30 protein-coding genes and 1 other RNA gene are annotated in these 26630 nt (G+C 62.4%); 16 read left to right on the forward strand and 15 right to left on the reverse strand.

Translation table 11 applies throughout. The annotated features are described in order from the left end of the window. The first annotated feature begins 117 nt into the window (after nt 1-117). The 4 genes from ACWGS8_RS01075 to ACWGS8_RS01090 all read left to right on the forward strand — a co-directional run bounded on the left by ACWGS8_RS01075 (nt 118) and on the right by ACWGS8_RS01090 (nt 6065). A complete protein-coding gene (locus ACWGS8_RS01075) occupies nt 118-1233 on the forward strand; it encodes a branched-chain amino acid ABC transporter substrate-binding protein (RefSeq protein ID WP_454579213.1) in 1116 nt (371 codons plus the stop codon). A gap of 293 nt (nt 1234-1526) precedes the next feature. Continuing rightward, nucleotides 1527-4985 carry a pyruvate carboxylase gene (pyc, locus tag ACWGS8_RS01080; protein WP_454579214.1) on the forward strand — a complete coding sequence of 1153 codons (3459 nt, stop codon included), beginning with the start codon at nt 1527-1529 and terminating at the stop codon, nt 4983-4985. Nucleotides 4986-5144: 159 nt separating this feature from the next. Next, nucleotides 5145-5405, forward strand: coding sequence for a DUF2312 domain-containing protein (locus tag ACWGS8_RS01085; protein WP_027053014.1), 261 nt, complete (start codon nt 5145-5147; stop codon nt 5403-5405). 204 nt (nt 5406-5609) lie between these two features. Further along, a complete protein-coding gene (locus ACWGS8_RS01090) occupies nt 5610-6065 on the forward strand; it encodes a hypothetical protein (RefSeq protein WP_454579215.1) in 456 nt (151 codons plus the stop codon). A gap of 30 nt (nt 6066-6095) precedes the next feature. On the opposite strand, the gene ACWGS8_RS01095 is transcribed toward ACWGS8_RS01090, so the two are convergent. Beyond that, complete coding sequence (locus ACWGS8_RS01095) at nt 6096-6605, reverse strand: arsenate reductase ArsC (protein ID WP_454579216.1); 510 nt, start codon at nt 6603-6605, stop codon at nt 6096-6098. Nucleotides 6606-6741: 136 nt separating this feature from the next. On the opposite strand from ACWGS8_RS01095, the gene ACWGS8_RS01100 reads away from it, so the two are divergent. Beyond that, nucleotides 6742-7083, forward strand: a complete 342-nt coding sequence (locus ACWGS8_RS01100; protein ID WP_454579217.1) for a hypothetical protein — start codon at nt 6742-6744, stop codon at nt 7081-7083. 68 nt (nt 7084-7151) lie between these two features. Here ACWGS8_RS01100 and msrB read toward each other — a convergent pair whose 3' ends face one another. The 4 genes from msrB to ACWGS8_RS01120 form a co-directional block, all read right to left on the reverse strand. Then, nucleotides 7152-7556, reverse strand: coding sequence for a peptide-methionine (R)-S-oxide reductase MsrB (msrB, locus tag ACWGS8_RS01105; RefSeq protein WP_454579218.1), 405 nt, complete (start codon nt 7554-7556; stop codon nt 7152-7154). 226 nt (nt 7557-7782) lie between these two features. After that, complete coding sequence (locus tag ACWGS8_RS01110; protein WP_454579219.1) at nt 7783-8973, reverse strand: vWA domain-containing protein; 1191 nt, start codon at nt 8971-8973, stop codon at nt 7783-7785. 7 nt (nt 8974-8980) lie between these two features. Continuing rightward, nucleotides 8981-9427 carry an N-acetyltransferase family protein gene (locus tag ACWGS8_RS01115; protein ID WP_454579220.1) on the reverse strand — a complete coding sequence of 149 codons (447 nt, stop codon included), beginning with the start codon at nt 9425-9427 and terminating at the stop codon, nt 8981-8983. Between the two features lie 92 nt (nt 9428-9519). Beyond that, on the reverse strand, nt 9520-10359 hold the full coding sequence (locus ACWGS8_RS01120; RefSeq protein ID WP_454579221.1) for an AAA family ATPase: 840 nt from the start codon (nt 10357-10359) through the stop codon (nt 9520-9522). Nucleotides 10360-10494: 135 nt separating this feature from the next. On the opposite strand from ACWGS8_RS01120, the gene ssrS reads away from it, so the two are divergent. The 4 genes from ssrS to ACWGS8_RS01140 all read left to right on the forward strand — a co-directional run bounded on the left by ssrS (nt 10495) and on the right by ACWGS8_RS01140 (nt 13075). Then, nucleotides 10495-10650: non-coding RNA, 6S RNA (ssrS, locus tag ACWGS8_RS01125), on the forward strand. A 96-nt stretch (nt 10651-10746) separates the two neighbouring features. Next, nucleotides 10747-11334 (forward strand): 5-formyltetrahydrofolate cyclo-ligase, encoded by a 588-nt coding sequence (locus ACWGS8_RS01130; RefSeq protein WP_454579222.1) that lies wholly within the window; start codon nt 10747-10749, stop codon nt 11332-11334. 70 nt (nt 11335-11404) lie between these two features. Further along, complete coding sequence (locus ACWGS8_RS01135; protein ID WP_454579223.1) at nt 11405-12229, forward strand: TIGR00282 family metallophosphoesterase; 825 nt, start codon at nt 11405-11407, stop codon at nt 12227-12229. A gap of 78 nt (nt 12230-12307) precedes the next feature. Continuing rightward, nucleotides 12308-13075: a TerC family protein gene (locus tag ACWGS8_RS01140; RefSeq protein ID WP_454579224.1), complete on the forward strand. Its 768-nt coding sequence runs from the start codon at nt 12308-12310 to the stop codon at nt 13073-13075. A 20-nt stretch (nt 13076-13095) separates the two neighbouring features. Here the strand turns inward: ACWGS8_RS01140 and ACWGS8_RS01145 are convergent, their stop codons facing one another. The 3 genes from ACWGS8_RS01145 to ACWGS8_RS01155 are packed head-to-tail and all read right to left on the reverse strand — an operon-like array spanning nt 13096 to nt 14450. After that, nucleotides 13096-13563 (reverse strand): SRPBCC family protein, encoded by a 468-nt coding sequence (locus ACWGS8_RS01145; protein WP_454579225.1) that lies wholly within the window; start codon nt 13561-13563, stop codon nt 13096-13098. A gap of 26 nt (nt 13564-13589) precedes the next feature. Then, nucleotides 13590-13952 (reverse strand): VOC family protein, encoded by a 363-nt coding sequence (locus ACWGS8_RS01150; RefSeq protein WP_454579226.1) that lies wholly within the window; start codon nt 13950-13952, stop codon nt 13590-13592. A 15-nt stretch (nt 13953-13967) separates the two neighbouring features. Then, complete coding sequence (locus tag ACWGS8_RS01155; protein WP_454579227.1) at nt 13968-14450, reverse strand: SRPBCC domain-containing protein; 483 nt, start codon at nt 14448-14450, stop codon at nt 13968-13970. Nucleotides 14451-14501: 51 nt separating this feature from the next. Between ACWGS8_RS01155 and ACWGS8_RS01160 the strand changes: the two genes are divergently transcribed. The 3 genes from ACWGS8_RS01160 (at nt 14502) to ACWGS8_RS01170 (ending at nt 16168) form a co-directional block, all read left to right on the forward strand. Then, complete coding sequence (locus ACWGS8_RS01160; protein WP_454579228.1) at nt 14502-14825, forward strand: ArsR/SmtB family transcription factor; 324 nt, start codon at nt 14502-14504, stop codon at nt 14823-14825. A gap of 213 nt (nt 14826-15038) precedes the next feature. Then, a complete protein-coding gene (locus tag ACWGS8_RS01165; RefSeq protein WP_010912066.1) occupies nt 15039-15788 on the forward strand; it encodes a YebC/PmpR family DNA-binding transcriptional regulator in 750 nt (249 codons plus the stop codon). Between the two features lie 32 nt (nt 15789-15820). After that, nucleotides 15821-16168: a SelT/SelW/SelH family protein gene (locus tag ACWGS8_RS01170; protein ID WP_454579229.1), complete on the forward strand. Its 348-nt coding sequence runs from the start codon at nt 15821-15823 to the stop codon at nt 16166-16168. 30 nt (nt 16169-16198) lie between these two features. Here ACWGS8_RS01170 and ACWGS8_RS01175 read toward each other — a convergent pair whose 3' ends face one another. Then, nucleotides 16199-16675, reverse strand: coding sequence for an anthrone oxygenase family protein (locus tag ACWGS8_RS01175; protein ID WP_454579230.1), 477 nt, complete (start codon nt 16673-16675; stop codon nt 16199-16201). Nucleotide 16676: 1 nt separating this feature from the next. Then, a complete protein-coding gene (locus tag ACWGS8_RS01180; RefSeq protein WP_454579231.1) occupies nt 16677-17504 on the reverse strand; it encodes an NAD(P)H-binding protein in 828 nt (275 codons plus the stop codon). A 125-nt stretch (nt 17505-17629) separates the two neighbouring features. Between ACWGS8_RS01180 and ACWGS8_RS01185 the strand changes: the two genes are divergently transcribed. Together ACWGS8_RS01185 and ACWGS8_RS01190 are read left to right on the forward strand one after the other, a co-directional pair. Further along, nucleotides 17630-18259, forward strand: coding sequence for a TetR/AcrR family transcriptional regulator (locus tag ACWGS8_RS01185; RefSeq protein WP_454579232.1), 630 nt, complete (start codon nt 17630-17632; stop codon nt 18257-18259). Beyond that, nucleotides 18260-18391 carry a hypothetical protein gene (locus tag ACWGS8_RS01190; RefSeq protein ID WP_454579233.1) on the forward strand — a complete coding sequence of 44 codons (132 nt, stop codon included), beginning with the start codon at nt 18260-18262 and terminating at the stop codon, nt 18389-18391. It begins immediately after the preceding gene. A 56-nt stretch (nt 18392-18447) separates the two neighbouring features. Here the strand turns inward: ACWGS8_RS01190 and rpmE are convergent, their stop codons facing one another. Continuing rightward, nucleotides 18448-18669 (reverse strand): 50S ribosomal protein L31, encoded by a 222-nt coding sequence (gene rpmE / locus ACWGS8_RS01195; protein WP_010912060.1) that lies wholly within the window; start codon nt 18667-18669, stop codon nt 18448-18450. Nucleotides 18670-18875: 206 nt separating this feature from the next. Here rpmE and ACWGS8_RS01200 point away from each other — a divergent pair, with 206 nt between their 5' ends. Further along, nucleotides 18876-20675 (forward strand): ABC transporter transmembrane domain-containing protein, encoded by a 1800-nt coding sequence (locus tag ACWGS8_RS01200; protein ID WP_454579234.1) that lies wholly within the window; start codon nt 18876-18878, stop codon nt 20673-20675. A gap of 84 nt (nt 20676-20759) precedes the next feature. Here the strand turns inward: ACWGS8_RS01200 and ACWGS8_RS01205 are convergent, their stop codons facing one another. From ACWGS8_RS01205 to ACWGS8_RS01215, 3 genes are all read right to left on the reverse strand, one after another. Next, the gene (locus ACWGS8_RS01205; RefSeq protein WP_454579235.1) at nt 20760-21698 is read right to left on the reverse strand and encodes a hypothetical protein; all 939 of its coding nucleotides are present in this window, start codon (nt 21696-21698) and stop codon (nt 20760-20762) included. A 91-nt stretch (nt 21699-21789) separates the two neighbouring features. After that, nucleotides 21790-23760, reverse strand: a complete 1971-nt coding sequence (locus ACWGS8_RS01210) for a DUF3857 domain-containing protein (protein WP_454579236.1) — start codon at nt 23758-23760, stop codon at nt 21790-21792. A 161-nt stretch (nt 23761-23921) separates the two neighbouring features. After that, the gene (locus ACWGS8_RS01215) at nt 23922-25406 is read right to left on the reverse strand and encodes a carboxypeptidase M32 (RefSeq protein WP_454579237.1); all 1485 of its coding nucleotides are present in this window, start codon (nt 25404-25406) and stop codon (nt 23922-23924) included. A 263-nt stretch (nt 25407-25669) separates the two neighbouring features. On the opposite strand from ACWGS8_RS01215, the gene ACWGS8_RS01220 reads away from it, so the two are divergent. Continuing rightward, a complete protein-coding gene (locus ACWGS8_RS01220) occupies nt 25670-26023 on the forward strand; it encodes a DUF1304 domain-containing protein (protein ID WP_454579238.1) in 354 nt (117 codons plus the stop codon). A 94-nt stretch (nt 26024-26117) separates the two neighbouring features. On the opposite strand, the gene ACWGS8_RS01225 is transcribed toward ACWGS8_RS01220, so the two are convergent. Continuing rightward, nucleotides 26118-26543, reverse strand: a complete 426-nt coding sequence (locus tag ACWGS8_RS01225) for a hypothetical protein (RefSeq protein WP_454579239.1) — start codon at nt 26541-26543, stop codon at nt 26118-26120. Nucleotides 26544-26630: the final 87 nt, after the last annotated feature.

Genomic DNA, 26630 nt, shown 5'->3' on the forward strand with positions numbered 1-26630 from the left:
TCAGGGATGAATCGGCGTGACAAGTGCCTGAAAATCGGCAAACTATGCTTTCTGCGATAAGGGTGGGCATCGCATGAAAGCTTCATCCACGCCCACTCCGTTAATGGGAGCGTTTAAATGAAAAAGTCACTATTGTCCGCCGTCGCCCTGACCGCGCTGGTCGCGTTCGGCGGCAACGCGTGGGCTGATGTATTGTTCGGCGTTGCCGGTCCAATTACCGGTCCGAATGCGGCCTTCGGCGCACAGCTGCAGAAGGGCGCAGAGGCGGCGGTCGCTGCGATCAATGCCAAAGGCGGCATCAACGGCGAGCAGATCAAGCTCGAAGTCGGCGACGACGTCTCCGACCCGAAGCAAGGCATCTCGGTCGCCAACAAGTTCGTCGGCGACGGCGTCAAGTTCGTGATCGGCCACTTCAACTCGGGCGTCTCGATCCCGGCCTCGGAAGTCTACGCCGAAAACAACATCGTCGAAATCACGCCGGCCGCGACCAACCCGAAGTTCACCGAGCGCGGCCTGTGGAACGTGTTCCGCACCTGCGGACGCGACGATCAGCAGGGCAGCATCGCCGGCGCCTACATCGCCGCGAACTTCAAGGATGCCAAGGTCGCCGTCGTGCACGACAAGACCCCTTATGGCCAGGGCCTCGCCGATGAAACCAAGAAGGCGATGAACGCCGCCGGCGTCAAGGAAGTGATGTATGAAGGCGTCAATGTCGGCGACAAGGACTTCTCGGCGCTCATCGCCAAGATGAAGGAAGCCGGCGTCACCCTGATCTACTGGGGCGGCCTGCACACCGAAGCCGGCCTGATCATCCGCCAGTCGGCTGACCAGGGCCTCAAGGCGCCGATGATGTCGGGTGACGGCATCGTGACGGACGAACTCGCCGCGATCGCGGGCGACGCCGTCGCCGGCACGCTCAACACGTTCGGTCCCGATCCGCGCCTGATCCCGGCCAACAAGGAACTCGTCGAGAAGTTCCGCGCGCAGGGCTTCGAGCCGGAAGCTTACACGCTCTACGCCTATGCCGCCGTGCAGGTGGTCGCCGAGGCGGCTGCGGCCGCCAAGACCAACGACCCGCAGGCCGTTGCCAAGGCGATGCATGAAAGCGGCCCGTTCCCGACCGTTCTGGGCGATCTCGCCTATGACGCCAAGGGCGACCCGAAGCTGCCGGGCTACATCATGTACGAGTGGAAGAAGAAGGACGACGGCAAGTACTCCTGGTTCCCGAAATAAGCTGCTCTGGCAGGTCTGAAATCCAAGATGCCCGGCGCAACGCGCCGGGCATTTTCTTTGGCGCGTTCCGGTGGCCGATGACCCTCTCTGTCGGCTCCTCTCAACCTGGAGAGATCGCATCCAGGATCGAAATTGTCGCCATTGTTCCGTCCGTTGGGGCCAAGGCGTGCGAGTGTTGGCCGGATAATTGATTTAAATCGGTTTAAACCGGCGCTGATTTTGTTTGCACTGCAGCATTTTCACGCTAATCATTGCACCGATTTCCCGTTCCTTCCGCTGCTGGAGCCCAGTCCTTGGCCATCACGAAGATCCTCGTCGCCAACCGGTCAGAAATCGCCATCCGCGTCTTTCGCGCGGCCAACGAACTGGGCCTCAAAACCGTGGCGATCTGGGCCGAGGAAGACAAATATTCGCTGCACCGCTTCAAGGCCGACGAGAGCTACCAGGTCGGGCGCGGTCCGCATCTCATCAAGGATATGGGGCCGATCGAGAGCTATCTGTCGATCGACGAGGTGATCCGCGTCGCCAGGCTCTCGGGCGCCGACGCCATCCACCCCGGCTACGGACTTCTGTCCGAAAGCCCCGAATTCGCCGAAGCCTGCGCGCAAGCCGGCATAACCTTCATCGGGCCGAAGCCGGACACGATGCGCCGCCTCGGCAACAAGGTCGCGGCGCGCAATCTCGCCATCGAGGTCGGCGTGCCGGTCATTCCCGCCACCGATCCATTGCCGGACGATATGGAGGCGGTCAAGAAACTGGCCAAGGAGATCGGCTATCCGGTGATGCTCAAGGCCTCCTGGGGCGGGGGCGGGCGCGGCATGCGCGCCATCCGCTCCGAGGCCGATCTCGCCCGCGAGGTCACGGAAGGCAAGCGCGAGGCGAAGGCCGCCTTCGGCAAGGACGAGGTCTATCTCGAAAAGCTGATCGAGCGCGCCCGCCACGTCGAGGTGCAGGTGCTTGGCGACACGCATGGCAATGCCGTGCACCTGTTCGAGCGCGACTGCTCGATCCAGCGCCGCAACCAGAAGGTCGTCGAGCGGGCGCCGGCGCCCTATCTCGAAATGTCGCAGCGCGAGGAGCTTTGCGGCTACGCACTGAAGATCGCGCGCGAGACCAGCTATATCGGCGCCGGCACGGTGGAGTTCCTGCAGGATGCCGACAGCGGAAAATTCTATTTCATCGAGGTCAACCCGCGCATCCAGGTCGAGCATACCGTCACCGAGCAGGTGACCGGCATCGACATCGTCAAGGCGCAGATTCACATCCTCGACGGCTTCGCCATCGGCACACCGCAATCGGGCGTGCCGGCACAGCAGGACATCAGGCTGAACGGCCATGCCTTGCAGTGCCGCATCACCACCGAGGATCCCGAGCACAATTTCATCCCGGACTATGGCCGCATCACCGCCTATCGCGGCGCCACCGGCTTCGGCATCCGGCTGGATGGCGGCACCGCCTATTCCGGCGCCGTCATCACCCGCTTCTACGATCCGCTGCTGGAGAAGGTGACGGCGTGGGCGCCGACGCCGGCCGAGACGATTGCCCGCATGAACCGGGCGCTGCGCGAATTCCGCATCCGCGGCGTCGCCACCAACCTTACCTTCCTCGAAGCGATCATCAACCACCCGAGCTTCGCCGACAACTCCTATACGACCAAGTTCATCGACACGACGCCGGAGCTGTTCCAGCAGGTCAAGCGCCAGGACCGGGCGACCAAGCTGCTCAACTATCTGGCCGATGTCAGCGTCAACGGCCACCCCGAGACGCGCGGCCGGCCGATGCCGAAGGCCGATGCGGCCGCACCCGTCGTGCCCTATCTCAACGGCAATGTGCCGGGCGGCAGCAAGCAGAAGCTGGACGTGCTCGGCCCGGAGAAATTCGCCGGCTGGATGCGCGAGCAGAAGCAAGTGCTGGTCACCGACACGACGATGCGCGACGGCCACCAGTCGCTGCTGGCGACCCGCATGCGCACCCATGACATTGCCAACATCGCCGGCACCTATGCGCGCGCCCTGCCGCAGCTTCTGTCGCTAGAATGCTGGGGCGGCGCGACCTTCGACGTCGCCATGCGCTTCCTCACCGAGGATCCGTGGGAGCGGCTGTCGCTGGTGCGCGAGGCGGCGCCCAATCTGTTGCTGCAAATGCTGCTGCGCGGTGCCAACGGTGTCGGCTACACCAATTATCCCGACAATGTCGTGCAGCATTTCGTCAAGCAGGCGGCTGCCGGCGGTATCGATCTGTTCCGCGTCTTCGACTGCCTGAACTGGGTCGAGAACATGCGCGTCGCCATGGACGCGGTCGGCGCCGAGGGCAAGCTGATCGAAGCGGCGATGTGCTACACCGGCGACATTCTCGATCCGGCGCGGGCCAAGTACGATCTGAAATATTATGTCGGCCTGGCCAGCGAATTGCAGGCCGCCGGCGCCCATATCATCGCCGTCAAGGACATGGCTGGCCTGTTGAAGCCGGCCGCCGCCCGCGTGCTGTTCAAGGCGCTGCGCGAAGCGACCGACCTGCCGATTCATTTCCACACCCACGACACGTCTGGCCTGTCGGCGGCGACCGTGCTGGCGGCGGTTGAGAGCGGTGTCGACGCCATCGACGCGGCGATGGATGCCTTTTCCGGCAACACGTCGCAGCCTTGCCTGGGCTCGATCGTCGAGGCGTTGAAGGGCACCGAGCGCGACCCGGGCCTCGATCCGCAATGGATCCGCAAGATCTCGTTCTATTGGGAAGCGGTGCGCAACCAGTACGCCGCCTTCGAAAGCGACCTGAAAGGGCCGGCTTCGGAAGTCTACCTGCATGAAATGCCGGGCGGACAGTTCACCAACCTCAAGGAGCAGGCGCGCTCGCTCGGTCTGGAGACACGCTGGCATGAGGTGGCGCAGACCTATCACGACGTCAATCTGATGTTCGGCGACATCGTCAAGGTGACCCCGTCATCCAAGGTCGTCGGCGACATGGCGCTGATGATGGTCAGCCAGGACCTGACCGTCGCCGATGTCGAGAACCCGGCCAGGGACATCGCCTTCCCGGACTCGGTCGTCTCGATGCTGCGTGGCGATCTCGGCCAGTCGCCCGGCGGTTGGCCGGCGGCGCTGCAGAAGAAGGCGCTCAAAGGCGACAAGCCGATCACGGCCCGGCCCGGCTCGTTGCTCAAGCCCGCCGATCTCAAGGCCAGCCGCAAGGAGATCGAGGAGAAGCTCGAGCGCAAGCTCACGGAATACGAATTCGCCTCCTGGCTGATGTATCCGAAGGTGTTCACCGACTTCGCCGGCGCGCAGGAGACCTATGGCCCGGTCAGCGTCCTGCCGACGCCGACCTATTTCTACGGCATGAAGTCCGAGGACGAGATTTTCGTCGACATCGAGAAGGGCAAGACACTGGTGGTACGGTGCCTTGCCATCGGCGATGTCGACGACAAGGGCATGGTCACGGTGTTCTTCGAGCTCAACGGCCAGCCGCGGCGCGTGAAGGTGCCGGACCGGGCGCATGGCGCTTCCGCCGCCAAGGCGCGCCGCAAGGCAGAGCCTGGCAACGAGGCGCATGTCGGCGCGCCGATGCCGGGCGTGGTTTCTGCGCTTTCGGTCGCCACCGGCCAGGCGGTGAAGGCCGGCGACGTGCTGCTCTCCATCGAGGCGATGAAGATGGAAACGGCGCTGCATGCCGAGCGCGACGGCACCGTTGCCGAGGTGCTGGTCAAGGCCGGCGACCAGATCGATGCCAAGGATCTGCTGATCGCCTTCGCTTGAGAGCCGGCAAAGAGCGGGCAGGCTGTCGGCTTCTGTCGGCTGCCCTCATGCCTTGTTCGATAACAGCTTGACCCGCCGCCGCCGGTCGGGCATCGAACCGGCTCAAATTTGCCGCCGTCCTTCGCCGAGTCGCGGCGCCGAACCCTTTTGGAGAAAAACATGGCCGACGATATCACCGAGACCAGCCAGACTGTTGCCGCCGGCCAGCTGCGTGCCCTCATCGAACGCATCGAGCGGCTCGAAGAAGAGAAGAAGACGATCGCCGACGACATCAAGGAAGTCTTCGCCGAGGCCAAGGGCACGGGGTTCGACACCAAGGCGATACGCACCATCATCCGGCTGCGCAAGAAGGATCAGGCCGAGCGCCAGGAAGAGGATGCCATCCTCGATCTGTATATGGCCGCGCTTGGCATGGAGTAAGAGACTGTCTGGAAATTCTACTCCGGCGGCCATCTGATGGCGTTTTCTGCGCTTCCCCGTTCTACTGCGGCGGCGCAGTAGAACTGAGCTCACGGACAAAAAAGTCCGCTCCGCTCCGGTTCTCGAAACCACCACCATTTGACTCGCCAGAGCGAATTTCGAAACAGTCTCGGCCGAGTGTGATGCTGGAGAGAGCATCGAACCATGAGCGAATTCGACTTCGGCGGTCGCCGCGCCTCGGAATTCCGCCATCGCGGCTTCTGGTCGCTGTTCGCTGAGCGGCATCCTGAAGAAAGAGCCCGGCTGGCGCGGCGCGGGCCCTGGTTCTGGCAGCGAGGGCTGCCTGATTTCGCCCTGGTCATTTCCATGTATGTCGCGCCGGCGCAGAACCATGTCGGCGTCTTTTTCGGCCGCAACGAGAAGTTTGGCGCCACGCAAAGCTGGTCGCGGCTGAAGCCGTTCCAGCCGGCGATCGAGGACAGGCTGAAGCTCAGGCCGGAGCAAAGCTGCGAAGGGCTCGGCATCAATTCGATGTGGCGGGTCAACTGCTTTGCCGAGGACAACTGGCCCGCCATGACCGACTGGCTGGTGACGGAATGCTCGCGCGTCGAGGGCGCCGTTGTCGAGGTGCTCGGAAACGAATCCCTGCCGCAAGCCTGACGGCTTCGTCCGAGCGGGCGGCCCCCGGATTCAGTTCGGCAATGGCTCGCCCTTGCCGATGTCGTCCAGATGTTGCTGCAGAGCCAGATGATCGAGTGACCCTATCGGCAGATTGGTGAACACCGCGATGCGGTTGTTCAGCATGCGATAGGCGTCGGCGAAGGCGAGATGCCGTTCGGCCTCGGTGCCGCTGACCTTGGCTGGATCCGGCACCGCCCAGAGTGCCGTCATCGGATGACCGGGCCAGACAGGGCAGCTCTCATTCGCGGTGTTGTCGCAAACGGTGAAGACGAAACTCATCCGCGGCGCGTCGGGCCCGGAGAACTCGTCCCAGCTCTTCGAGCGGGCAAAGGACGTGTCGTAGTTCAGGCTTTCCAGCAGCTGAAGTGCAAAAGGGTTGACGCTGCCTTTCGGTTGCGCACCGGCGGAATAGGCCCTGAAGCGGCCGGCTCCGATCCGGTTCAAGATGGCTTCGCCGATGATCGAGCGGGCGGAGTTGGCATTGCAAAGAAAGAGAACGTTGTAGACATGATCGCTCATTTCGAACCCCTCCATATTGCGCCGATGGCAGAATGCGATACGGATCCCAGCTCCGTGATCATATATGGTTTGGCGGTAGATTTCAGCGCCATCCGCAGGCTTTTTAGAACATGTTGAAGTAGCGAAGGCTCGATCGATGGACGATCTCGATGCGCCGGGCGGGGCGCCCGACGGGGCCAAACGCAACACCGGCTTCTTGCACGCGCGCTGGCAAGGTGAGGTGCCGATCGACCGGCTGTTCTGGCGCGACATGCTGCTGGTTGGGACGGGGATCAGCATTGCCTCGTCCGTAGTCGCTCTGATCCTGCTTGGGCTGAGGATGCCGCTCGGGCTCGTGCTGGCGGTGCATTTCGCACCGGTGCCGTACAACATCTTCCTCACCATCGCGGTCTGGCGGACGGCCGAGCAATCGGGCGCCAAGGCCGCGCTGATGCTGCTCGGCTCGGCGCTCTGGCTCATCGCCACGGTTGTGGTCTGAGCGGGCGGAACGCAGCACGAAAAAGAGCGGCCGAAGCCGCCCTTTGCCAAAAGCCTACAGGATGTTGTTCAGGCCGCCGGCTCGAATGTCAGCGCCACGCCGTTAATGCAGTAGCGCAGGCCGGTCGGCGGCGGGCCGTCCTCGAAGACGTGGCCAAGATGGCTGCCGCAGCGCGAGCAATGGCACTCGGTGCGGACCATGCCGTAGCTGCGATCAACGGTGGTCTCGATCGAGCCGGGCACCGGGTCGTTGAAACTCGGCCAGCCGGTGCCGCTCTCGAACTTCAGCTTGGATTCGAACAGCGGCTGGTCGCAGCCGACGCAGGAAAATGTACCGGCGCGCTTCTCGTAGAGCAAGGCGCAGCTGCCCGGCCGCTCGGTGCCGTGATCGCGCATGACCGCATATTGCTCCGGCGTCAGCCGGGCGCGCCATTCGGCATCGGTGCGGGTGACGGGGTAGGTGTGGGTGTCCATCTGATCTCCTCAGCCTTGGCGGCTCGTTATTGGTTGCAAGCTATATTCGCCTGAAGATAGGCGTTTGTTACAGACCTGCCCAGTGCCCAGCAAAGTCGAATTCGCCCCATTGGCCTTCTTCCAGGCGTCGGCGCTGTGCTGGCCTGCCTGCTGGCAGGACAGTGAGGGGGCAGCGCCAACGTCCACGATTGGTGATCTCTGGAGCGATAGTCCCGCACGTCTTTAACTAATGCTTTCTCGAAAGCTGCCTCGTCGCACTTTCGAGCCCGGCCAGCGTCAGCGGGAACATGCGGCCGCCGAAAATGTCGCGGATCATGGCGATGGAATGGGTATAGCCCCAATTCTTTTCGCTTTCGGGGTTCAGCCATACCGCGTTCGGCCATTGCTGCAGCAGGCGGCCGAGCCAGACGGCGCCGGCCTCCGGGTTCCAGTGCTCGACCGACCCACCGGGATGAGCGATCTCGTAAGGGCTCATCGAAGCGTCGCCGACGACGATCACCTTGTAGTCCGGTCCATACTTGTGGAGGAGATCGAAGGTCGGGATCACCTCGGCATGGCGGCGGCGATTGTCCTTCCAGACACCCTCATAGAGGCAATTGTGGAAGTAAAAATATTCGAGCTGGCGGAATTCGGCGCGGGCCGCCGAAAACAGCTCCTCGACGCTCTTGATGTGGTCGTCCATCGAGCCGCCGACATCGAAGAACATCAAAAGCTTCACCGCGTTGCGCCGCTCGGGCCGCGTCCGCACGTCGAGATAGCCATGCTCGGCGGTGGCGTGGATGGTGCCGGGCAGGTCGAATTCTTCCTCGGCACCTTCGCGCACCCAGCGGCGCAGCCGTTTCAGCGCGATCTTGATGTTGCGGGTGCCGAGTTCGACGGCATCGTCGAAATTGCGGAACTCGCGCTTGTCCCAGACCTTCACCGCGCGGCGGTTGCGGCTTTCGTGCTGGCCGATGCGCACGCCTTCGGGATTGTAGCCATAGGCGCCGAAGGGCGAGGTGCCGCCGGTGCCGATCCATTTCGATCCGCCCTGGTGGCGGCCCTTCTGTTCCTCGAGCCGCTGCTTCAGCGTCTCCATCAGCTTTTCGAAGCCGCCGAGCGCCTCGACCAGCTTTTTCTCCTCGTCGGTCAGATGCTTTTCGGCAAGCCGGCGCAGCCATTCCTCGGGAATATCGGCGACATCGACCGCATCCGGTCCGCCCAGCGCCTCGATGCCCTTGAAGACATGCGCGAACACCTGATCGAAGCGGTCGATGTGGCGCTCGTCCTTCACCAAAGCGGCACGGGCCAGGTAATAAAAACCCTCGACGTCATAGTCGACCAGCCCGGCTTCCAGCCCTTCCAGCAGCGACAGATATTCCCGGAGCGAAACGGGAACACGTGCAGCCTTCAGTTCGAGGAAGAAGGGGATGAACATTTTCTATCTACAGCAGATCATACTCGATGAAGCCGGTGCGGCGCGCCACGTGGTCGTAGAGCTTGCGCGCCGTCGCGTTGGTCTCGTGCGTCATCCAGTAGACGTTCCTGACGCCGATCTTTGCCGCCTCCTGCTTCACGGCATTGATCAGCGCCGCACCGATGCCCTTGCCGCGCACGTCCGGGTCGGCGAACAGGTCCTGCAGATAGCAGTTGTTTTTCTCCGACCAGCCTGAGCGGTGGTAGAGATAGTGGGTGAGGCCGACCGCCTTGCCGTCGAGCGTGGCGATAAAACCCTTCGGCTCGAATTCACCCTCTGTGAACAGCCGCTTCCAGGTGACGGCATAGACCTCTTCTGGCAGCCTGGTTTCATAGAAGGTTAGATAGTCGGTCCACAGACGCTTCCAGTCGGCGTGGTCGGACTGCGCGAGCGGGCGGACAACAATCTCGGACATTTCATCTCCTCCGAAGGGTTCTGGCCGAAGCTGCCTTCCTGTCCGGCCGGCGGCAACGGTCCACAGAAGGGGAAAGCGCTATTGCTGCCTGCCTATTGCTGTCTTCTGGCCATGAAGGCCAGCCGTTCGAACAGATGGACATCCTGTTCGTTCTTCAGCAGGGCGCCATGCAGCTTGGGCAATGCGTTCTTCGGGTCGGCACGCAAATCCTCGGGCGCGATGTCGTCGGCGACCAGCAGGCGGATCCAGTCGAGCGCCTCGGAGGTCGACGGCTTCTTCTTCAGGCCCGGTACCTCGCGGATCTCGTAGAACTGGGTGAGCGCCGCGCGCACCAAATTCTGCTTGATGCCGGGATAGTGGACGTCGACGATCCTGTGCAGCGTGTCGACGTCGGGAAAGCGGATGTAGTGGAAGAAGCAGCGGCGCAGGAAGGCGTCCGGCAGTTCCTTCTCATTGTTGGAGGTGATGATGACGATCGGGCGGACGACGGCGCGGATGGTCTCGCCGGTCTCGTAGACGAAGAACTCCATCCGGTCGAGTTCCTGCAGCAGGTCGTTGGGGAATTCGATGTCGGCCTTGTCGATCTCGTCGATCAAAAGCACGACCTTCTTGCCGGCCGCGAACGCCTCCCAGAGCTTGCCGCGCTTGATGTAGTTCTTGATGTCGTTGAACCTGGCATCGCCGAGCTGGCTGTCGCGCAGCCGCGACACGGCGTCATATTCGTAAAGGCCTTGCTGCGCCCGCGTCGTCGATTTGACGTGCCATTCGATGAGATCGAGGCCGAGAGCCGCCGCTACCTGGCGGGCAAGCTCGGTCTTGCCGGTACCGGGCTCGCCCTTGACCAGCAAGGGCCGCTCCAGCGCGATCGCCGCGTTGACGGCCACCATCAGATCCTTGTCGGCGACATAGGCCGCCGTGCCTTCGAAACGCATTTTTGCTCCTTGGTTCATTCCATGACCGTAAGGATGCCGCCCGGCTGGTGCAAGGGTCGGCGCGGGAGGCGAATAAAGCCGCCGGGACTGCCTGCGTCACTGGCGCTTGACGGATGAGCGGCCTATATTGGGCGGGACGGTCTGTGCTTCCCGGCAGGAGAACATTTTCCCCGGGGCCTTAACGATCCTTAGGGAGCTGTCCCTGGGAAGACCCGTGGGTTTTCTCACACGGCGCCCACCTACTTTGTAGGTTCCCGGGATCGCTCTCTCCACCGGTTGTGTGGATCGTCACTTCTTGCAGCGCATCCATGCTTTGCGGTGGATGATGCGGTGGAAAACGTCGCTTCCGAAACGCCATCCCGATCCGGCCTTTTCTATCGTCCGCGCATGACATCTCTCAAAGACAAGAAAAAACAGCTGCGGCTCCAGGCGCTTGGACGCCGCGACGCGCTCGACGAGTTCTGGCGGGTGGAGATGGCGCTGGAGATGGCCGAGACGGCGCGCGATCACCTCGCCATCGAGCCCGGCCAGATCGTATCCGGCTTCTGGCCGATGCGTTCGGAAGTCGATGTCAGGCCCTTGATGTTCGCCTTGCGCGAACAGGGCGCCAGGCTTTGCCTGCCCGCCATTCTCGACAAGACCACGATCGTCTTTCGCGAGCTCGTGCGCGGCGCGCCGATGGTGGATATGGGCTTCGGCACGGTCGGACCCCATGAAGAGGCCGAGGTGCTCGACCCCGAGGTGATGCTGGTGCCGCTCGCCGCCTTCGACGCGCGCGGCCACCGCATCGGCTATGGCGCCGGCTACTATGATCGCGCGATCGCGAAGCTTGTCGACAAGGGGCATACGCCCCGGCTGATCGGCATCGCCTTCGACTGCCAGGAGGTGGCGCAGGTTCCGGATGAGAACCATGACGTGGTCATCCCGGAAATACTGACCGAGAGCGGGTTGCGCCGCTTCACGCCAAAATTGTAGATAATGGAGGCATGATCTTTTCGCGGATGTCATGCAGCTTTTGCTTCGCTGACTTTCGGTGCGGGATCATATGAGACTTCTCTTCCTCGGTGACATGGTTGGAAAATCGGGACGCACGGCGGTGTGGGAACAACTGCCTGGCCTGATTTCGGACTTCAAACTCGATTTCGTCATCGTCAATGGCGAGAATGCCGCGGGCGGCTTCGGCATCACCGAAGAGATCTTTCGGGAAACCATCGCGGCGGGCGCCGATGTGGTCACCACCGGCAACCATGTCTGGGATCAGCGCGATGCGCTGGCCTTCGCGCCGCGCGAAGAACGCTTCCTGCGTCCGTCGAATTTTCCCAAGGGTACGCCGGGTCGCGGTTCCGGGGTCTACATCGCCAGGAGCGGCGCGCGCGTGCTGGTCGCCAACATCATGGGCCGGGTGTTCATGCATCCCGAGCTCGACGATCCGTTCCAGGCCGGCGAGCGCGAGCTTGCCGCCTGCCCGCTCGGCGAACAGGCGGATGCGGTGGTGATCGACTTCCATGCCGAGGCGACCTCGGAAAAGATGTGCTTCGCGCATTTCGTCGACGGCCGCGCCAGCCTGGTCGTCGGCACCCACACCCACCAGCCGACCGCGGACCACCAGATCCTCAACGGCGGAACCGGCTATCTGTCGGATGCCGGCATGTGCGGCGACTATGATTCTTCGCTCGGCATGGACAAGGAGGAACCGCTCAACCGGTTCCTGTCGAAAGTGCCGAAGGGGCGCTTCGAGGCTGCGACCGGCCCGGCGACATTGTGTGGGGTTGGTGTCAATATTTCCGATCGCACCGGACTGACCGAGAAGATCGCGCCGTTTCGTCGCGGGCCGAGACTGGAAGAAACGGCTCCGTCCTTCTGGTCGTGACATTGATATAGGCGCGCGCAGTACCTAATTGCCGACGACATCTGCTTCAGATCGTTAAAAGAGGGGACAACGACCTCCATGCAGCTTATCGAATTTCTTGCGCCGCATTTTCACTTCGTTTCCGATCCAACCGCATGGGTCGCGCTACTGACGCTGGTGGTGCTGGAAATTGTGCTCGGCATCGACAATCTGATCTTCATCTCGATCCTGACCAACAAGCTGCCGGAAGCGCAGCGGGCCCGCGCCCGCCGGCTCGGCATTTCGGCGGCGCTGGTCATGCGGCTGGTGCTGCTGGGCACCATATCAGTCATCGTCCAGCTGACGACGCCGGTCTTCACCGCCTTCGGCCATGGCTTCTCCTGGCGCGATCTGATCCTGATCGCCGGGGGCCTGTTCCTAGTGTGGAAGGCGACCAAGGAGATCCATCACACAGTCGATCCCGACGACCACAAGGACACGATGATGGGCGAGACGCTCAAGATCTCGCTTGCCGGCGCGATCTTCCAGATCCTGCTGCTCGATCTTGTGTTTTCGATTGATTCCATCATCACCGCCGTCGGCATGACCGACGAGATCGCGATCATGTACATCGCCGTGATCGTGGCCGTCAGCGTGATGATGCTGGCGGCGGGTCCATTGGCCAACTTCATCGCCAAGAACCCCAGCATCGTCATGCTGGCGTTGGGCTTCCTGTTAATGATCGGCATGACGCTGATCGCCGACGGCATGGGCTACCATGTGCCCAAGGGCTACATCTACGCGGCGATGGGTTTTTCGGCCCTGGTCGAGGGGCTCAACATGCTGGCGCGGCGGCGCAGGAAAGCGAAGCCCGGCGACGGGCATTGAGTAGCCGGGTGCTGGGGTAGCTAACGCCCCGGCGCACCCTTCGGGTGGCGGTCGCCGATCAGGCCCAGCGTCAAGCCTTGTTCCAGCCAGGCCTTGGCGCCGGCCAGCACCAGCGTGAAGCCACCGGTTGATCCGATCGCTTCTTTGACCTGCTCGTCGGGCGTGCCGGCGAAGCCGAAGTTGCGGACCTCGAGAAAGGTCGCATCGCCGGGCATTTCGGTGAAGGTCCAGACTACCGTTGTCGGCGGATCGCTCCATTGCATGACGATCCTTTCATTCCTGACGATCTCGCTGACCTTGGCGGCCGTCGACACGCCGTACATGCGCCACTCCCAGCGGACCTCCTTGCCGCTGTCCAGCCGACCGCTGCCGTGGGTGAACCAGAATCTGGTGGTGATGGCCGGATCGACGATGGCCTCGAACACCTCGGCGACAGGGCGCCGGATCAGCATGCCGGCCTCGGCTGTCGGGGTTTCGCGGATCTCCATGGCGGTCGCCTTTCTGGCCCTGGCGCTCACCAGGCGTCGGGTTCGCGCAGCATGTGGACGATGCTGGCCGGGTTGGTGATCCAGCCGCCGCGAAAGCCTTCGCCCAAGGGTTCGATGGCATCGCAACGCACGATCCCGGCCTCGGCGAGGTGTGCGGCAGCGGTCGTGAAATCTTCGGTGAACAGTTCGAGCCAGACCTCGGCCTGGCTCAACATCGGCGCCTCGTCGATCCACAGGCGGTTGGGGCCGAACTCGAAGCCGACGGCCGGCGCCTTGGCGTCGAATGGCTTCAGGCCGACGATGTCGCGGTAGAAGGCGATCGTCGCCTCATACTGATGCGGCGGCACTTTCATGGCGATGTTGATGCCGCCGGCGATTTTCGCGGTCATTACGGACTCCATCGCTCAAACATTGGTCTCGTTGGCGGGCTCGCCCTTCATCTCGCTGCGGTAGTAGCCGTCGCGCAGATTGATGCCATGTTCGACATAGGCTTTCATGCAGGCCAGCATCTGCGACCAGCCCTCGCAATTGAGGTAGGATTTCTTCAAGCCGACCGCGCCTTCCCGCCAACCGCTTTCGGCGATGGTGACGAAGGTGCCGCCATCGTCCAGCGGCTCGAAGTTCATTTCGATGCGGGTCTTGTAGGCCGGCTTGCCGTCTGCATCGGTGGCGTCCCAGCGCAGCACGATGCGGCTGTTCTTGACCACTTCGTCGACTTCGACCGGCACCTTGCCCCACCAGACGACGCCGGTGCCGGTTTGCAGCGGCGCGCTGGCGCCGCCGATGGTGGTGAAATAGCCGCTCAGCTTCTTGGGGTTGACGACGGCGTCGAAAACTTCGGCGACCGGTTTGCCGATGCGGCCGGAAACGCGGAATCCAAGAGACATATCCACAACTCCTCGCTTGATTGGCTGGACGATATGTTATAGAACTATAACATGTCAAGTCGATCGCAAGACGACAATGTTTTCAAGGCGCTGGCGCATCCGCGCCGGCGTGAAATGCTCGATCGGCTGAAGGACGAGCCGAAGACCACCGGCATGCTGTGCGATGCCTTCCCCGGCATCGACCGCTGCACCGTCATGCTGCACCTGAAGGTGCTGGAGGAGGCGGAGCTGATCGTTGCGCGCCGCGACGGACGCGAGCGCTGGAACCATCTCAACGCCTTGCCGATCAAGCAGATCCACGACCGCTGGATCAGCCAGTATGCCGGCCATGCGCTCAGCATCATCGACCGGCTGAAGTCCGATCTGGAGGCGTGAGTGCTTGCACCCGTCCCTGTTGGCCGCCGGCGCACGGCGCGGCTGGACGAATTGAGCCGATTTATCTATAAGCCGGCCATTCCGACAAAGAGCGCCATACGTCCTGCGGACGCATCAAGGACGCTCTGAAAATTTGAATTCGAGCATTTTGCAAAAAAGGCGAGGTAACGCATCTCGCCGCAGAACGCTCTAGCCGAACACGACAGGGGTGCCATGGCTGGCCATTCACAGTTCAAGAACATCATGCACCGCAAGGGCCGTCAGGACGCGGTGCGGTCGAAAATGTTTTCCAAGCTGGCGCGCGAAATCACCGTGGCCGCCAAGAGCGGTACGCCCGACCCATCGATGAACCCACGCCTGCGGCTGGCGATCCAAAACGCCAAGGCCGTGTCGATGCCGAAGGACAACATCCAGCGCGCCATCAACAAGGCGTCGATGGGCGATGCCGAGAACTACGAGGCCGTGCGCTATGAAGGCTATGGCCCAGGCGGCGTCGCCGTTATCGTCGAGGCCTTGACCGACAACCGCAACCGCTCGGCGTCGAATGTCCGCGCCGCCTTCACCAAGGCCGGCGGCGCGATGGGCGAAACCGGCTCGGTGTCCTTCATGTGGGACCGCGTCGGCGAGATCTATTATCCGGCATCGGCCGGCAGCGCCGACAAGGTCATGGAAGCGGCGATCGAAGCCGGCGCAGACGATGTCGAAAGCGATGAGGAAGGCCACACGATCTATTGCGCCTTCGAGAATCTCGGCGAGGTGTCGAAGGCGCTGGAAGCCGCGCTCGGCGAGGCGGAATCGGTGAAGCTGATCTGGCGGCCGCAGAACAATGTTCCGGTCGACGAGGAGCGGGCACAGTCGCTGATGAAGCTGGTCGCCACGCTCGAGGACGACGACGACGTGCAAAGCGTCTACGCCAACTTCGAAGTCGACGACGAGACCCTGGCCAAGCTCAGCGCGGCCTGATCGGTCGGGATATGAGCGGAGCTCAATCCGATATGAACAGAGCTCAATCCGATATCAGCGAGACGCCGTTGCCCGCCATCAGCATCACCTATTGCACGCAGTGCCAGTGGCTGCTGCGTGCCGGCTGGATGGCGCAGGAACTGCTCTCCACCTTCGGCACCGATCTCGGCGAAGTGACGCTGGTGCCCGGCACCGGCGGCGTCTTCACGATCTCCTGCAATGATGTTCTCATCTGGGATCGCAAGCGCGACGGCGGCTTTCCGGACGCGGCAAAACTCAAGCAGCTGGTGCGCGACGTGATCGATCCGGATCGCGATCTCGGTCATTCCGACCGCAAGGGCCACACGTCAAAGGGGCCAACGCAAAAAGACCCCGCCTGAGCGGAGTCTTTTGCGTTTCGTAAAGTCTCATTAGAGCAATGCGAAGATAAAGCAGGCCATCGCCACGATGGAGGCGATGGTGCGGACGTGGTTCCACATCACCCACTGGCTTAGATGGTTCGCCCACACGGCGGCGCCGTTGCTGCTGGCCGGATCGACGGCGGCGAGCGCATCGTTGAGCGGCACGTTGAAGACCATGGTCACGATCGGGCTGCCGATCACGTAGATCACCGCGCCGGCAAGCAGCCAGTACGAGCCGGACTGGCTCCAGCCCATGATGGCGGCGGCGATGAGCACCAGACAGAGCAGGCCGGTGCCGAAAAGCGCCGTCATGAAAGTCGGCGTGATTACCGTGATGTTAATCGAATTCATCGCGGCGATGCCGCTCGGGACGGGCAGCCGGGCAAGTGCCGCCATGACGAAGTTGGAAAAGGCGAAGAAGACGCCGCCGACGACGCCCGAGCCGATCGCGGCGATGATGGTCAGGGCGGGAACAAGCTTGCTCATCTCAGTTACTCCAGATGCCGGTTGCGGCGGTTTCGGTTGCGTAAGCGGAAAAGTCTTTCGGTGCACGGCCGAGCACGCGCTGGACGCCGTCGGTGAGCGATTCGTTGCGGCCGTCGAGCACCTTGGTGAACAGCTCATCGAGCAGCCAGACGATTTCGGGTGGCAGTTCATGCGACGCGACAGCGGCCGTGAACTCGTCATGTGAGATTCTGACAAAGCGGATGTCGCGCCCAACCGCCTTGGCAATCTCGGCTACCGCGTCTGCGAAGCTCAACAGCCGGGGCCCCGTGAGCTCATAGAGCTGGCCGACATGACCAGGCCCGGTCAGCACCGCTTCGGCGGCGTCAGCGATGTCGTCGACATCGACAAAGGGTTCGCCGACAGGTCCGACCGGCAGGGCCACTTCGCCCGCCAGCAATGGCTCGATAAGAAAGCCTTCGCTGAAATTCTGTGAGAACCATGCGCAGCGCAGGATCGTCCAGTCGGCCCCGGAAGCTTTCAGCATCTCTTCGGCGCGCTGCGCCTCGTGCTCGCCGCGGCCCGACAACAGCACCAGCCGGCGGACGCCATGCTCCACGGCAAGGCGGGTGAAGGCATCGATCACTTCGGCGGCGCCCGGCACGGCGATGTCGGGATAGTAGCTGATATAGGCCGCGCTGACGCCTTCGAGTGCAGGAGCCCAGCTTGCGGGAGCCTCCCAGTCGAAACGCGGCGTGCCGGAACGGGAGCCGATCCGTACCGGTATGCCGCGCGCCGTCAGCCGCTCGGCAAGACGGCGGCCGGTCTTGCCGGTGCCGCCAAGGATCAGAATTGGTTTGGTATCGGTCATGGTGGTTTTCCTCTGTTTGAAAACATGAGCAATCCTCACATTTGCAAAACGTGATAAACCCTCGTATTTTGTGAGTCAAGCCATTATCTCGGCGATAGTGCCAAATGCCTTGTTGGAGACAGTCCATGGAAGACACGCCGGCCAACGAGCAGATCGCTTCGCCAAGGCGGGCGCCAAGCCAGCAGCGCAGCCGCGAGCGGGTGGAGCGCATGCTGGCCGCTGCCTCGGCGCTGATCACCGAGCAAGGCAGCGACGCCATGCGCATGGGCGAGGTCGCGGAACGGGCAGGGGTGTCGATCGGTTCGCTCTACCAGTTCTTTCCCGACAAGCGGGCGATCATCTGGGCACTGGCCGAGCGCTATACGGCCGAGAGCCAGGCCTGTATCTCGGCCACGCTCAAGGATGTCGGCGACACCGAAGGCCTGCGGCGGGCTTTCTCGGAGCTGGTCGATATCTATTACGGGCTGTTCCTGGCCGAGCCGGTGATGCGCGACATCTGGTCGGGAACGCAGGCCGACAAGGCGCTGCGCCAGCTCGAACTCGCCGACAGCCGGGCCAATGCGGAGTTCCTCGTGGCGGTGCTGAAGCGCTTGCGTCCCGGCGCCGACCCCCTCGCCTTGGAGACCACGGCGTTTCTCATCTGGCAAATGGGCGAGGCCGCGGTACGGCTGGCCATCTCGGTCGAGCGGCAGGAGGGCGACAGGCTGGTCGCCGCCTACAAGCGCATGGCGCTGCGGGAACTGGCCGGAGACTGAGTGGCAGGGGACTGCGATCAGCTATTCGGTCGCCGCGACGGCCGCCTCGTCGACAGCACGCTTCCCAACACCGCCGGCACCAAGCCCTCGGTCGTCATCAAGGGAGACTTGGTCAGGGCAACCATTCGCTGAACAAAAAAACCCGCCTCGAAGGCGGGTTTTTGATCTGCGACAATGCCGAAGTTGGCTTAAAGGCCGAAACCTTCGAAGCGCTTCTTGAACTTCGACAGGCGGCCGCCGCGGTCGAGCAGGGTCTGCTGGCCGCCGGTCCAGGCCGGGTGGGTGGTCGGGTCGATATCGAGGTTCATAGTATCGCCTTCCTTGCCCCAGGTCGAACGGGTCGTGTATTCGGTGCCGTCGGTCATGACGACCTTGATGGTGTGGTAGTCGGGATGAATAGCGCTCTTCATGGGTCGGTTCCTGGCTTGCCGGCGCGGCTGACGGGCATGAGCCTGCGTCGATGCGCCTCTTTTTAAAACTCGAAGCCGCAGCTATTGAGGAGCCACGGCTTCTAAAACGGTCGGCGAGCCTATACATCAGGCGGAATTGAATCACAAGGCCGCGGCAAGCGCATATTGTGGCGCATGAAGCCGAAGCGGCTAGAGGACACACCGAGATGGCGCAATCAAGCAGCGCAGACGAGCGCCGACGCTCGCTCAAGCCGCTCAGGCGCCTGTTCCCCTATATCGCTGGATATCGCACGCTGGTCGTCGGCGCCCTCATCTCGCTGGCCATCGCGGCGGCAACGACATTGACGCTGCCGCTGGCCGTACGGCGTATGATCGATCACGGTTTCTCGTCGTCCAGCACCACTTTCATCGCCGAATATTTCGCCGCACTGGTTGCGATGGCCGCCGTGCTGGCGGCGGCGTCCGCCGGCCGCTACTACTTCGTCATCACGCTCGGCGAGCGCGTCGTCGCCGATATCCGCCGCGATGTCTTTGCCCATGTCACGACGCTGTCGCCGGCCTTCTTCGACACCGCCCAGTCGGGCGAGATCGTGTCGCGGCTTGCCGCCGACACCACGCAGGTCAAGTCGGCGGTCGGCGCTACTGCCTCGGTGGCGCTGCGCAATGTCATCCTCGGTCTCGGCGCGGTCGGAATGATGGTCGTCACCAGTCCAAAACTGTCCGGCCTGGTCATCGCGGCCATTCCCGTCATCGTGCTGCCGCTGGTCGCCTTCGGCCGTTCGGTGCGGCGCAAGTCGAGGCAGGCGCAGGACACGCTTGCCGAGGCGACAGCCTATGCCAGCGAGCAGATCGGCGCGGTGCGTACGCTGCAGGCCTTCACCAACGAGAAGCTGGTCACCGGGCGGTTTTCGGGCGCGGTGGAGGCTGCCTTCGAGGCCGCACGCGCCTCGATCTTCGCCCGCTCCTTCCTCACCTTCTTCGCCATCTTCACCATCTTCTCGTCCGTTGTGGCGGTGCTCTGGTTCGGCTCGCGCGACGTGCTCGAAGGCACGATATCGCCGGGCACGCTCGGCCAGTTCCTGCTCTATTCGGTGTTTGCCGCCGGCGCGCTCGGCGCGCTGTCGGAAGTCTGGGGCGAACTTGCCCAGGCAGCAGGTGCGGCCGAGCGGCTGACCGAGATCCTGGCCGAAAAGCCGGCGATCCTGGCGCCGTCCGATCCGAAGCCGCTGCCGGCGGTCGCCAAGGGCGCGATCGTCTTCGACGACGTCTCCTTCTCCTATCCGGCAAGGCCCGACCGTGCCGCCGTCCACGGCCTGAGTTTCCAGGTCATGCCGGGCGAGACGGTGGCCATCGTCGGCCCCTCGGGAGCCGGCAAGAGCACTGTCTTTTCGCTGATCCTGCGTTTCTACGATCCCGAAACCGGCAAGATCCTGATCGATGGCGTCGACGTGCGCGAAGCCGATCCGGTCTCGGTGCGCGAGCGCATCGCCATCGTGCCGCAGGACGTCACCATCTTCGCGGCGAGCGCGCGCGACAATATCGGCTTCGGCCGGCCGGGCGCCGGCAATGCCGAAATCGAGGCAGCGGCGAAGGACGCGCTGGCCGACGAATTCATCCTCAAGCTCGAGAATGGCTATGACAGCCAGGTCGGCGAGCGCGGCGTGACGCTGTCCGGCGGCCAGCGCCAGCGCGTGGCGATCGCCCGCGCCATCCTGCGCGATGCGCCGATCCTGCTGCTCGACGAAGCCACGTCGGCGCTGGACGCCGAAAGCGAGACGCTGGTGCAGACGGCGCTGGAACGGCTGATGCAAGGCCGCACCACGATCGTCATCGCGCACCGGCTGGCGACGGTGCTGAAGGCCGACAGGATACTGGTCATGGATGGCGGCCGCATCGTCGAGGAAGGCACGCATCAGAGTCTGGTCGCCAAGGGCGGCATCTATGCCAGGCTGGCCAAGCTCCAGTTCGAGACCGGCGCCAGCGCCTTCAGGGGCGCGGCGGAGTAAAAAGGGAAGCCCGTTCTGCGTATGATTCGGAATGTCAGTTGTACGGCGGCGCTATGAGCGTCGGAAGGCTTCATGCAAATGCGTCTAGAGGCGTTTAGTACTTCTACCATCTCCGAATAGAGATCCCAATGCTTCGCGAAATTCCTTCTCACGCTTCCATCTATATTGCCCGATCTTAGCACGGAGACTGCTAGGTATCAGAAGTCGATACAGAAAATCGAGCCAAGATATCGAGATTGACGCTCCAGGCTCTCTGAATCTCTGAAGGTTTCGTCGAGAGTCGTGATACTCGCCTAGTCTTTCCTGCTGCTCGTCGGTCAATTTTTGAGGATCGTGCAGGCGATGCTCATACAACCAGAATGCCGCCTTTCGAGATTCTTCCCACCCGTAAGAGCCGTACTGGGCTCGACGATATGCCCAAACCCAGCCAGCTATCAAGAGAATGAATATGCTTTCAATAAAGGTGGATGCAGATTTTATCTCCAAATAGAAATAAAGTATCAGCATTAGAAATATCCAACCAGAAATGTAATCAAATATCCCGGTTGGCGCAGGATACCGCTTTGGCTCCTCCATCGATTTTCTTATTTGGTGGAGCTTTTCTAGCTCGCCAAGGTCCAATTTTTCACTGTAGCACTTCCAAATTAAATCAATGTCATTTTCGAATGGCTCGAAGTTTGGCGCATAGCTGACGAATGTAAATGGAGAAAGTCGGTTCAAAAAATTTAAAATTGCCGAATGAGTCTCTAAAAGTCCGATGATTCCAAATAGGACCAATATGGTTAATACTAGCCCTTGATTTTCAGGCGGCACAAATGGAATTACATTGATAACCGTGTTGTGGTATTTATCAATATAGATTGACATTTCGGAAATCTTCTTGCCGAAATCAAAATTGACGAACAATAAAATTGCCGTAACTATAATAGTTCCCGTTCGGCTTATAAGGTATCCTATGATCCCCCGAACCGGCTCGAAAAACTTCGTAAAATCCATTGTTTCCACCCGCGCCTGGACAAGCACTGTATCGCTTCAGGAGTAGCGGCGGAAGTCGAGCTAGTCACCACGCCATAAATCAAGGCGACTTGCCGAGCGCTACTTTACTGATTTAGCCTCAATTCGCCTCGGTTTCGGCATAGCCGAAATTGTAACTCCAGGAGGCGTTGTCGCCCATCTTCCTGCGCGATCTCAGATACGAACCGATATCCTTGGCGGGAACGCGATCGTTGATCGTCTTGAGAAACCAGTCGACCTGGAATTCGCTCGGCGTGCTCGACCAGCGCGCCTTGAAGGCGACATAGGGCGTGATCACGTCGTCGGACTTTTCAGGGCCGACAAACTCCGCCTTCAGGTTCCGGACGATGCACTGATGACGCTTGAACATCGGGCTGCCGAGCCAGATCGGCCCGGCCCTGCCAACCATGCCCGGCTCCGGCAAATTGCTGATGCCGACATCGGCCTTCAACGGGAAGTTCTTGACGAGATCATCGGCGTCGAGATCCTCGGCCGGCAGCTCGTAGGATTCGACCGTGGTGACGACATTGCCGTCACGGTCGTCCTTTGTCGACAACGGCGCCAGGCTGGTCATCCCCGGATACTGCCGGTTGTAATATTGGAGATAGTCGTCGGCGAGCTTGGTGGCCGATTGCGAAACCAGCCTGTAGCGCATCGAGTCGGCATCCGCGTCCCGGTAGGTCGTGCTGACCGTCAGCTTGAGCGCCTCGCCCGTGTTTTTCGGGAAGTCGAACGCCTCGCTGACGAAGGTGGTCGGCTGGAACAGCTCCTTGCGTTCGATCCGCTCCATCCGGGCGCTGCCGGCGACAACAGGCAAGGCAAAGCCATAGTCGGGCGGAACAAGGTTCTCGGCCCGGCCACCCTGCAAGTAATTGGTCGCATCGATCCAGTATATCTGGCTTTTGATCGTCGCCTTGACGATGACGTGGTCGAAGGCGCGGATCGTCGGCAGCATGTCGCCAAGCGCCAGTCCATCGTCGAGATCGGTCAGGGCAGGCTCAGCCTCAACGCCAAGCCGGCGCAGGCTGGAGGCAAGAAGCAAGGCCTTGTCCTTGCAGTCGCCGAAGCCGGAGGCAATCACGGTGCTCGGGCTGCGGGGAATGTAGGAGCCACGGCCCATCGACAGGCTGACATAACGGATGGTGTCCTGGACCAGCCGCATCGCTTCGATCATGCGGTCTTCGGGCTTGGCGTTTCGGGCGGCGATATCGTCGAGCTTGGATGCGAAAGCGGCCGGCAATTCCTGGTCGAGCCGGTAGTAGGGCAACATCGCGTCGACGACATCCTGCCATTTGGCTGTCGAAGAGATCTGGATCGTCGGATAGGTCAGGAAATCCGCCGGCAGGTTCTCCTCGGGCTTGACCGGGGCAGGGTTGATGCTTTGCCAGGTATAGGTTTTCGAGGCGCCGTCGGTTTTGACATCCGGCTGGATGTCGGTGCGAACCTGGCGGATGTTCAGGGGCTGGTTTGCCGGCCAGACGACCTTCTCGCGGATGAGCGCTATGGGCTCGCCCCAAGCCATGGCGACCGAGTGGAAAAACAGATCCGCGCCGACGATCGGCGTCCTGACGGTGGTCTTGCCATAGTCGATGATGTCGCCGACACGGACATCGTCGACATTCACGTAAGCGGTGAGCCAGCCGTCAAACAGGCCTTTCTCGGCATCCTTCTCACGCCGGAACACATCGAACGTAGCCCCAGGCAGCCGGTCGATGACCACGCCGTCGCGGATGACGTTCAGCCAGTTCATCGTCACTTGCGACGTTGCCGGGTCGAATTCGAAATTTATGGCGGCGCCGCGCTCGAGCCCGGTGCGGTCGACGATCCTGTAGGCATAGCGGTCGAAGGCCTCGATGCCGCCGGGCCGCTGCCGGATCTGATATTCCGAGACAAGGTTGGAGATGCCGTTCTTGATCCGGCTGTCGAAACGCGGGTCAGCCTTCGGAAGCTCGACGCGGTCGATCCAGCTGCCGGAGCTGCCCTTGTGGATTTCGGCGTCGGCCATGGCAGGCGCGCAGAAAAGCGTGAAGGCAATCAAGACGAAAAGCCGCGTGATCGCAGAAGATGTCACCGGAAGTACCCGCCCTCATGGTCCGCACGTCCTGCAATATACGGTCGGATACCACCAGTGATAGAAAAGTAGCGGCGATCCCGCAAGATGGCCGCCGGGCGATGGCGCGTCATCGCCTCCTTGTTCGCCGCCGCCGGCCGCCGAGACCGGGACGGCCGATTTCATCCGCCGTAGCGCTGCTTCAGGTGATTGACGAAATGCACGGCGTTGAGTTTTTCGCCGGTGGCGCGTTCGAGCAGGCCCGGCGTCGACCAGCGCGAGCCCTGCGACCAGATTTTTTCGCGGCGCCAGCCATTGATGGCCGCGAAGTTTCCTTTGGCAAGATCGTCGTCGGCGGAAGGATGTTCCCGGGTCAGCGCGGCCCACTGCTGCGCCGCCATCATCGCGCCAAGCGTGTAGGACGGGAAGTAGCCGAAGGCGGCGCCCGGCCAGTGCACGTCCTGCATCGGCCCATCGGCCGGGTTGTCCAGCGTGGAGAGGCCGAGATAGTCGCGCATCTTGGCATCCCAGGCCTCGAGCAAATCGGCAACCTCCAGCCTGCCCGAGACCAGCTCCTGCTCAAGTTCGTAGCGCAGGATGACATGCAGGGGATAGGTTACCTCGTCGGCGTCGACGCGGATCAGGCCGCGCTCGACGCGATGCACATGCGGCAGGAGATCGTCGAGCGACCAGGCCTCGCCGAGATGTTTTTCCACCACCGGCAGCGCCCAGTGCCAGAAGGCGGGATTGCGGCCGATCTGCTTTTCGACGAACAGGCTCTGGCTTTCATGCACGGCCATGCCGCGCGCCTTGCCGAGCGGCCAGTGCGACCACGCCTTCGGCAGGTTCTGTTCATAGAGCGCATGACCGGTCTCGTGCAGCACGCCCATCAGCGCCGAGAGGAAATCCGATGTTTTGTAACGGGTGGTGATGCGCACGTCGCTGGGCACGCCGCCGCAGAAGGGATGGTGCGACACCGACAGTGAGCCGTGCGTCAGGTCGAAACCGACCGCCGCCATCATGGCAAGGCCAAGCTCGCGCTGCTTGTCGATGGCGTAGGTGCCCGAGAGCGGCTTCAGCGGATGTTTGCGCAGCCGCGCTTCCTGGATCGCCAGCGCCTCCGGCACGAAGCCTTTGAGGAAGGCTTTCAAATCGGCGAAGACGGGGGTGATGTCGGCGGTACGGTTGCCGGGGTCGAATTGCTCCATAAGCGCATCATAGGGGGCGAGGCCGAGCACGTCGGAGCGCAGGGCCGCCTCTTCGCGCACCAGTGCCACAACGCCCTCGAGCGCCGGCTGGAAACCCGCCCAGTCGTTCTTGGCGCGCAGGTCGCGCCACAGCTGCTCGCAGCGCATGCGCGCCGTCGTTTGCCGTTCGACGAATTCGACCGGCAGGCAGGTCAGGTTGGTGTATTGCCGCCGCAGCTCGCCAAGCGCCGCACGCTGCTCGTCGTCGAGCGCCTCGCCTTCGGCGGTGGCGATCCAGTCGGCGATTTCCGGTGCGGTCGCCCTGGCATGGTACATGCCGGCCAATGCCGCCATCGCCTCTGCGCGCTTCTCGCCGCCGCCGACGGCCATGTGCGTCGCTTCATCGGCGCCGAGGATGGCCAGCGCATGCTCAAGCGCTTCGAGCTTGTGGCCGAGGTCGTCGAGTTTCTGAAAGGACATGGCGGGTTCCGTGATTGAGGACGGCGCGAAAAGACACCAACGCAAAAGCCTTGGCAACCCTCAGAGGTTCACCGTTTCACGGAAACGGCAAACCGCTCTAACTCTTTGTTTGACGCAATTCCCTAGGGAAAGCGCTACGCGCTTTTCCCCGGAAAACCGCTGCACACTTTTCCTGGAATTGCTTAGATGCCGTCCGGCGGATGCATCTTGCGCAGCCGATGCCACACATGAAATGCTGTCGGCAACGCGTGAAGGGGGAGCAAATGATCGGCAACATCCTGGTCGGGCTGGTGGCCTTGATCCATGTCTACATCGTCTATCTCGAGATGGCGCTTTGGGACACGCCGCGCGGGCACGAGACATTCCGCCTGACGCCCGAATTCGCCAAGGCGTCGAAGGTGCTGGCCGCCAATCAGGGCCTCTACAACGGATTTCTCGCCGCCGGCCTGCTCTGGGGGCTTTACCTCGGCGCCGCCGGTTTTCAGGTCAAGGTCTTCTTCCTGCTGTGCGTGGCGGTTGCCGGCCTTTACGGCGCGGCAACGGTCAGCGGCAAAATCCTGTTCGTCCAGACCGTGCCGGCGGTGGTCGCCTTGATCGCGGTCTGGCTTGGTTGGTAGGCAAGCCGGGCTGGTGAGAAAAAAAGGACGCCGGCGGGATTGGGGTCCCGAAGGCGCCAGGTGGTCCCTTCCTCTTGGACCTTGCCGGACGGCCTCAGCCGTTCGGATAGTTTCCGCCGTCGGCGCCGTCGCCCATCAGGAAACCGCTGCCGGTATCGACCCGCAGCCGCTGGTCGACATTGTCGAGACGGCGCAGCAGGTCATGATATTGCGCGGCCGGTATCCTGCCGTGATCGGACGCGGCGATCTTCTCGGCCGCCTGGCTGATGCGGGCGGTGCGCATTTCCAGGCGCTCCGCCACCGCCGGGGTGATGTTGTTGGCCTGCCTGGCGTCGACTATGCCCTGGTGGACGCCCTGAACCTGTTCGATGAGAGCCTCGACACGCGGGCCGGTCATGTCGGTCGGGTCGCTCGCGTCGAGAGCGCCCTTGTGATGGCCCGCGGCATAGGCGGCGGCGAGCGGGGCGACGATGAGAATTGCGGCAAGCGTTGCCGTCTTGAGAGATGCTGATGTGCGCATGGGGCGCTTCCTCCTGCAAGGAAGGGAGCGGCCGCGCCGCCTCGCCTTCCGACCGTTTGGGTCGTCAGTTCCGTCGCGTCGCGATGG

The organism is Mesorhizobium sp. 43Arga (assembly GCF_053714255.1).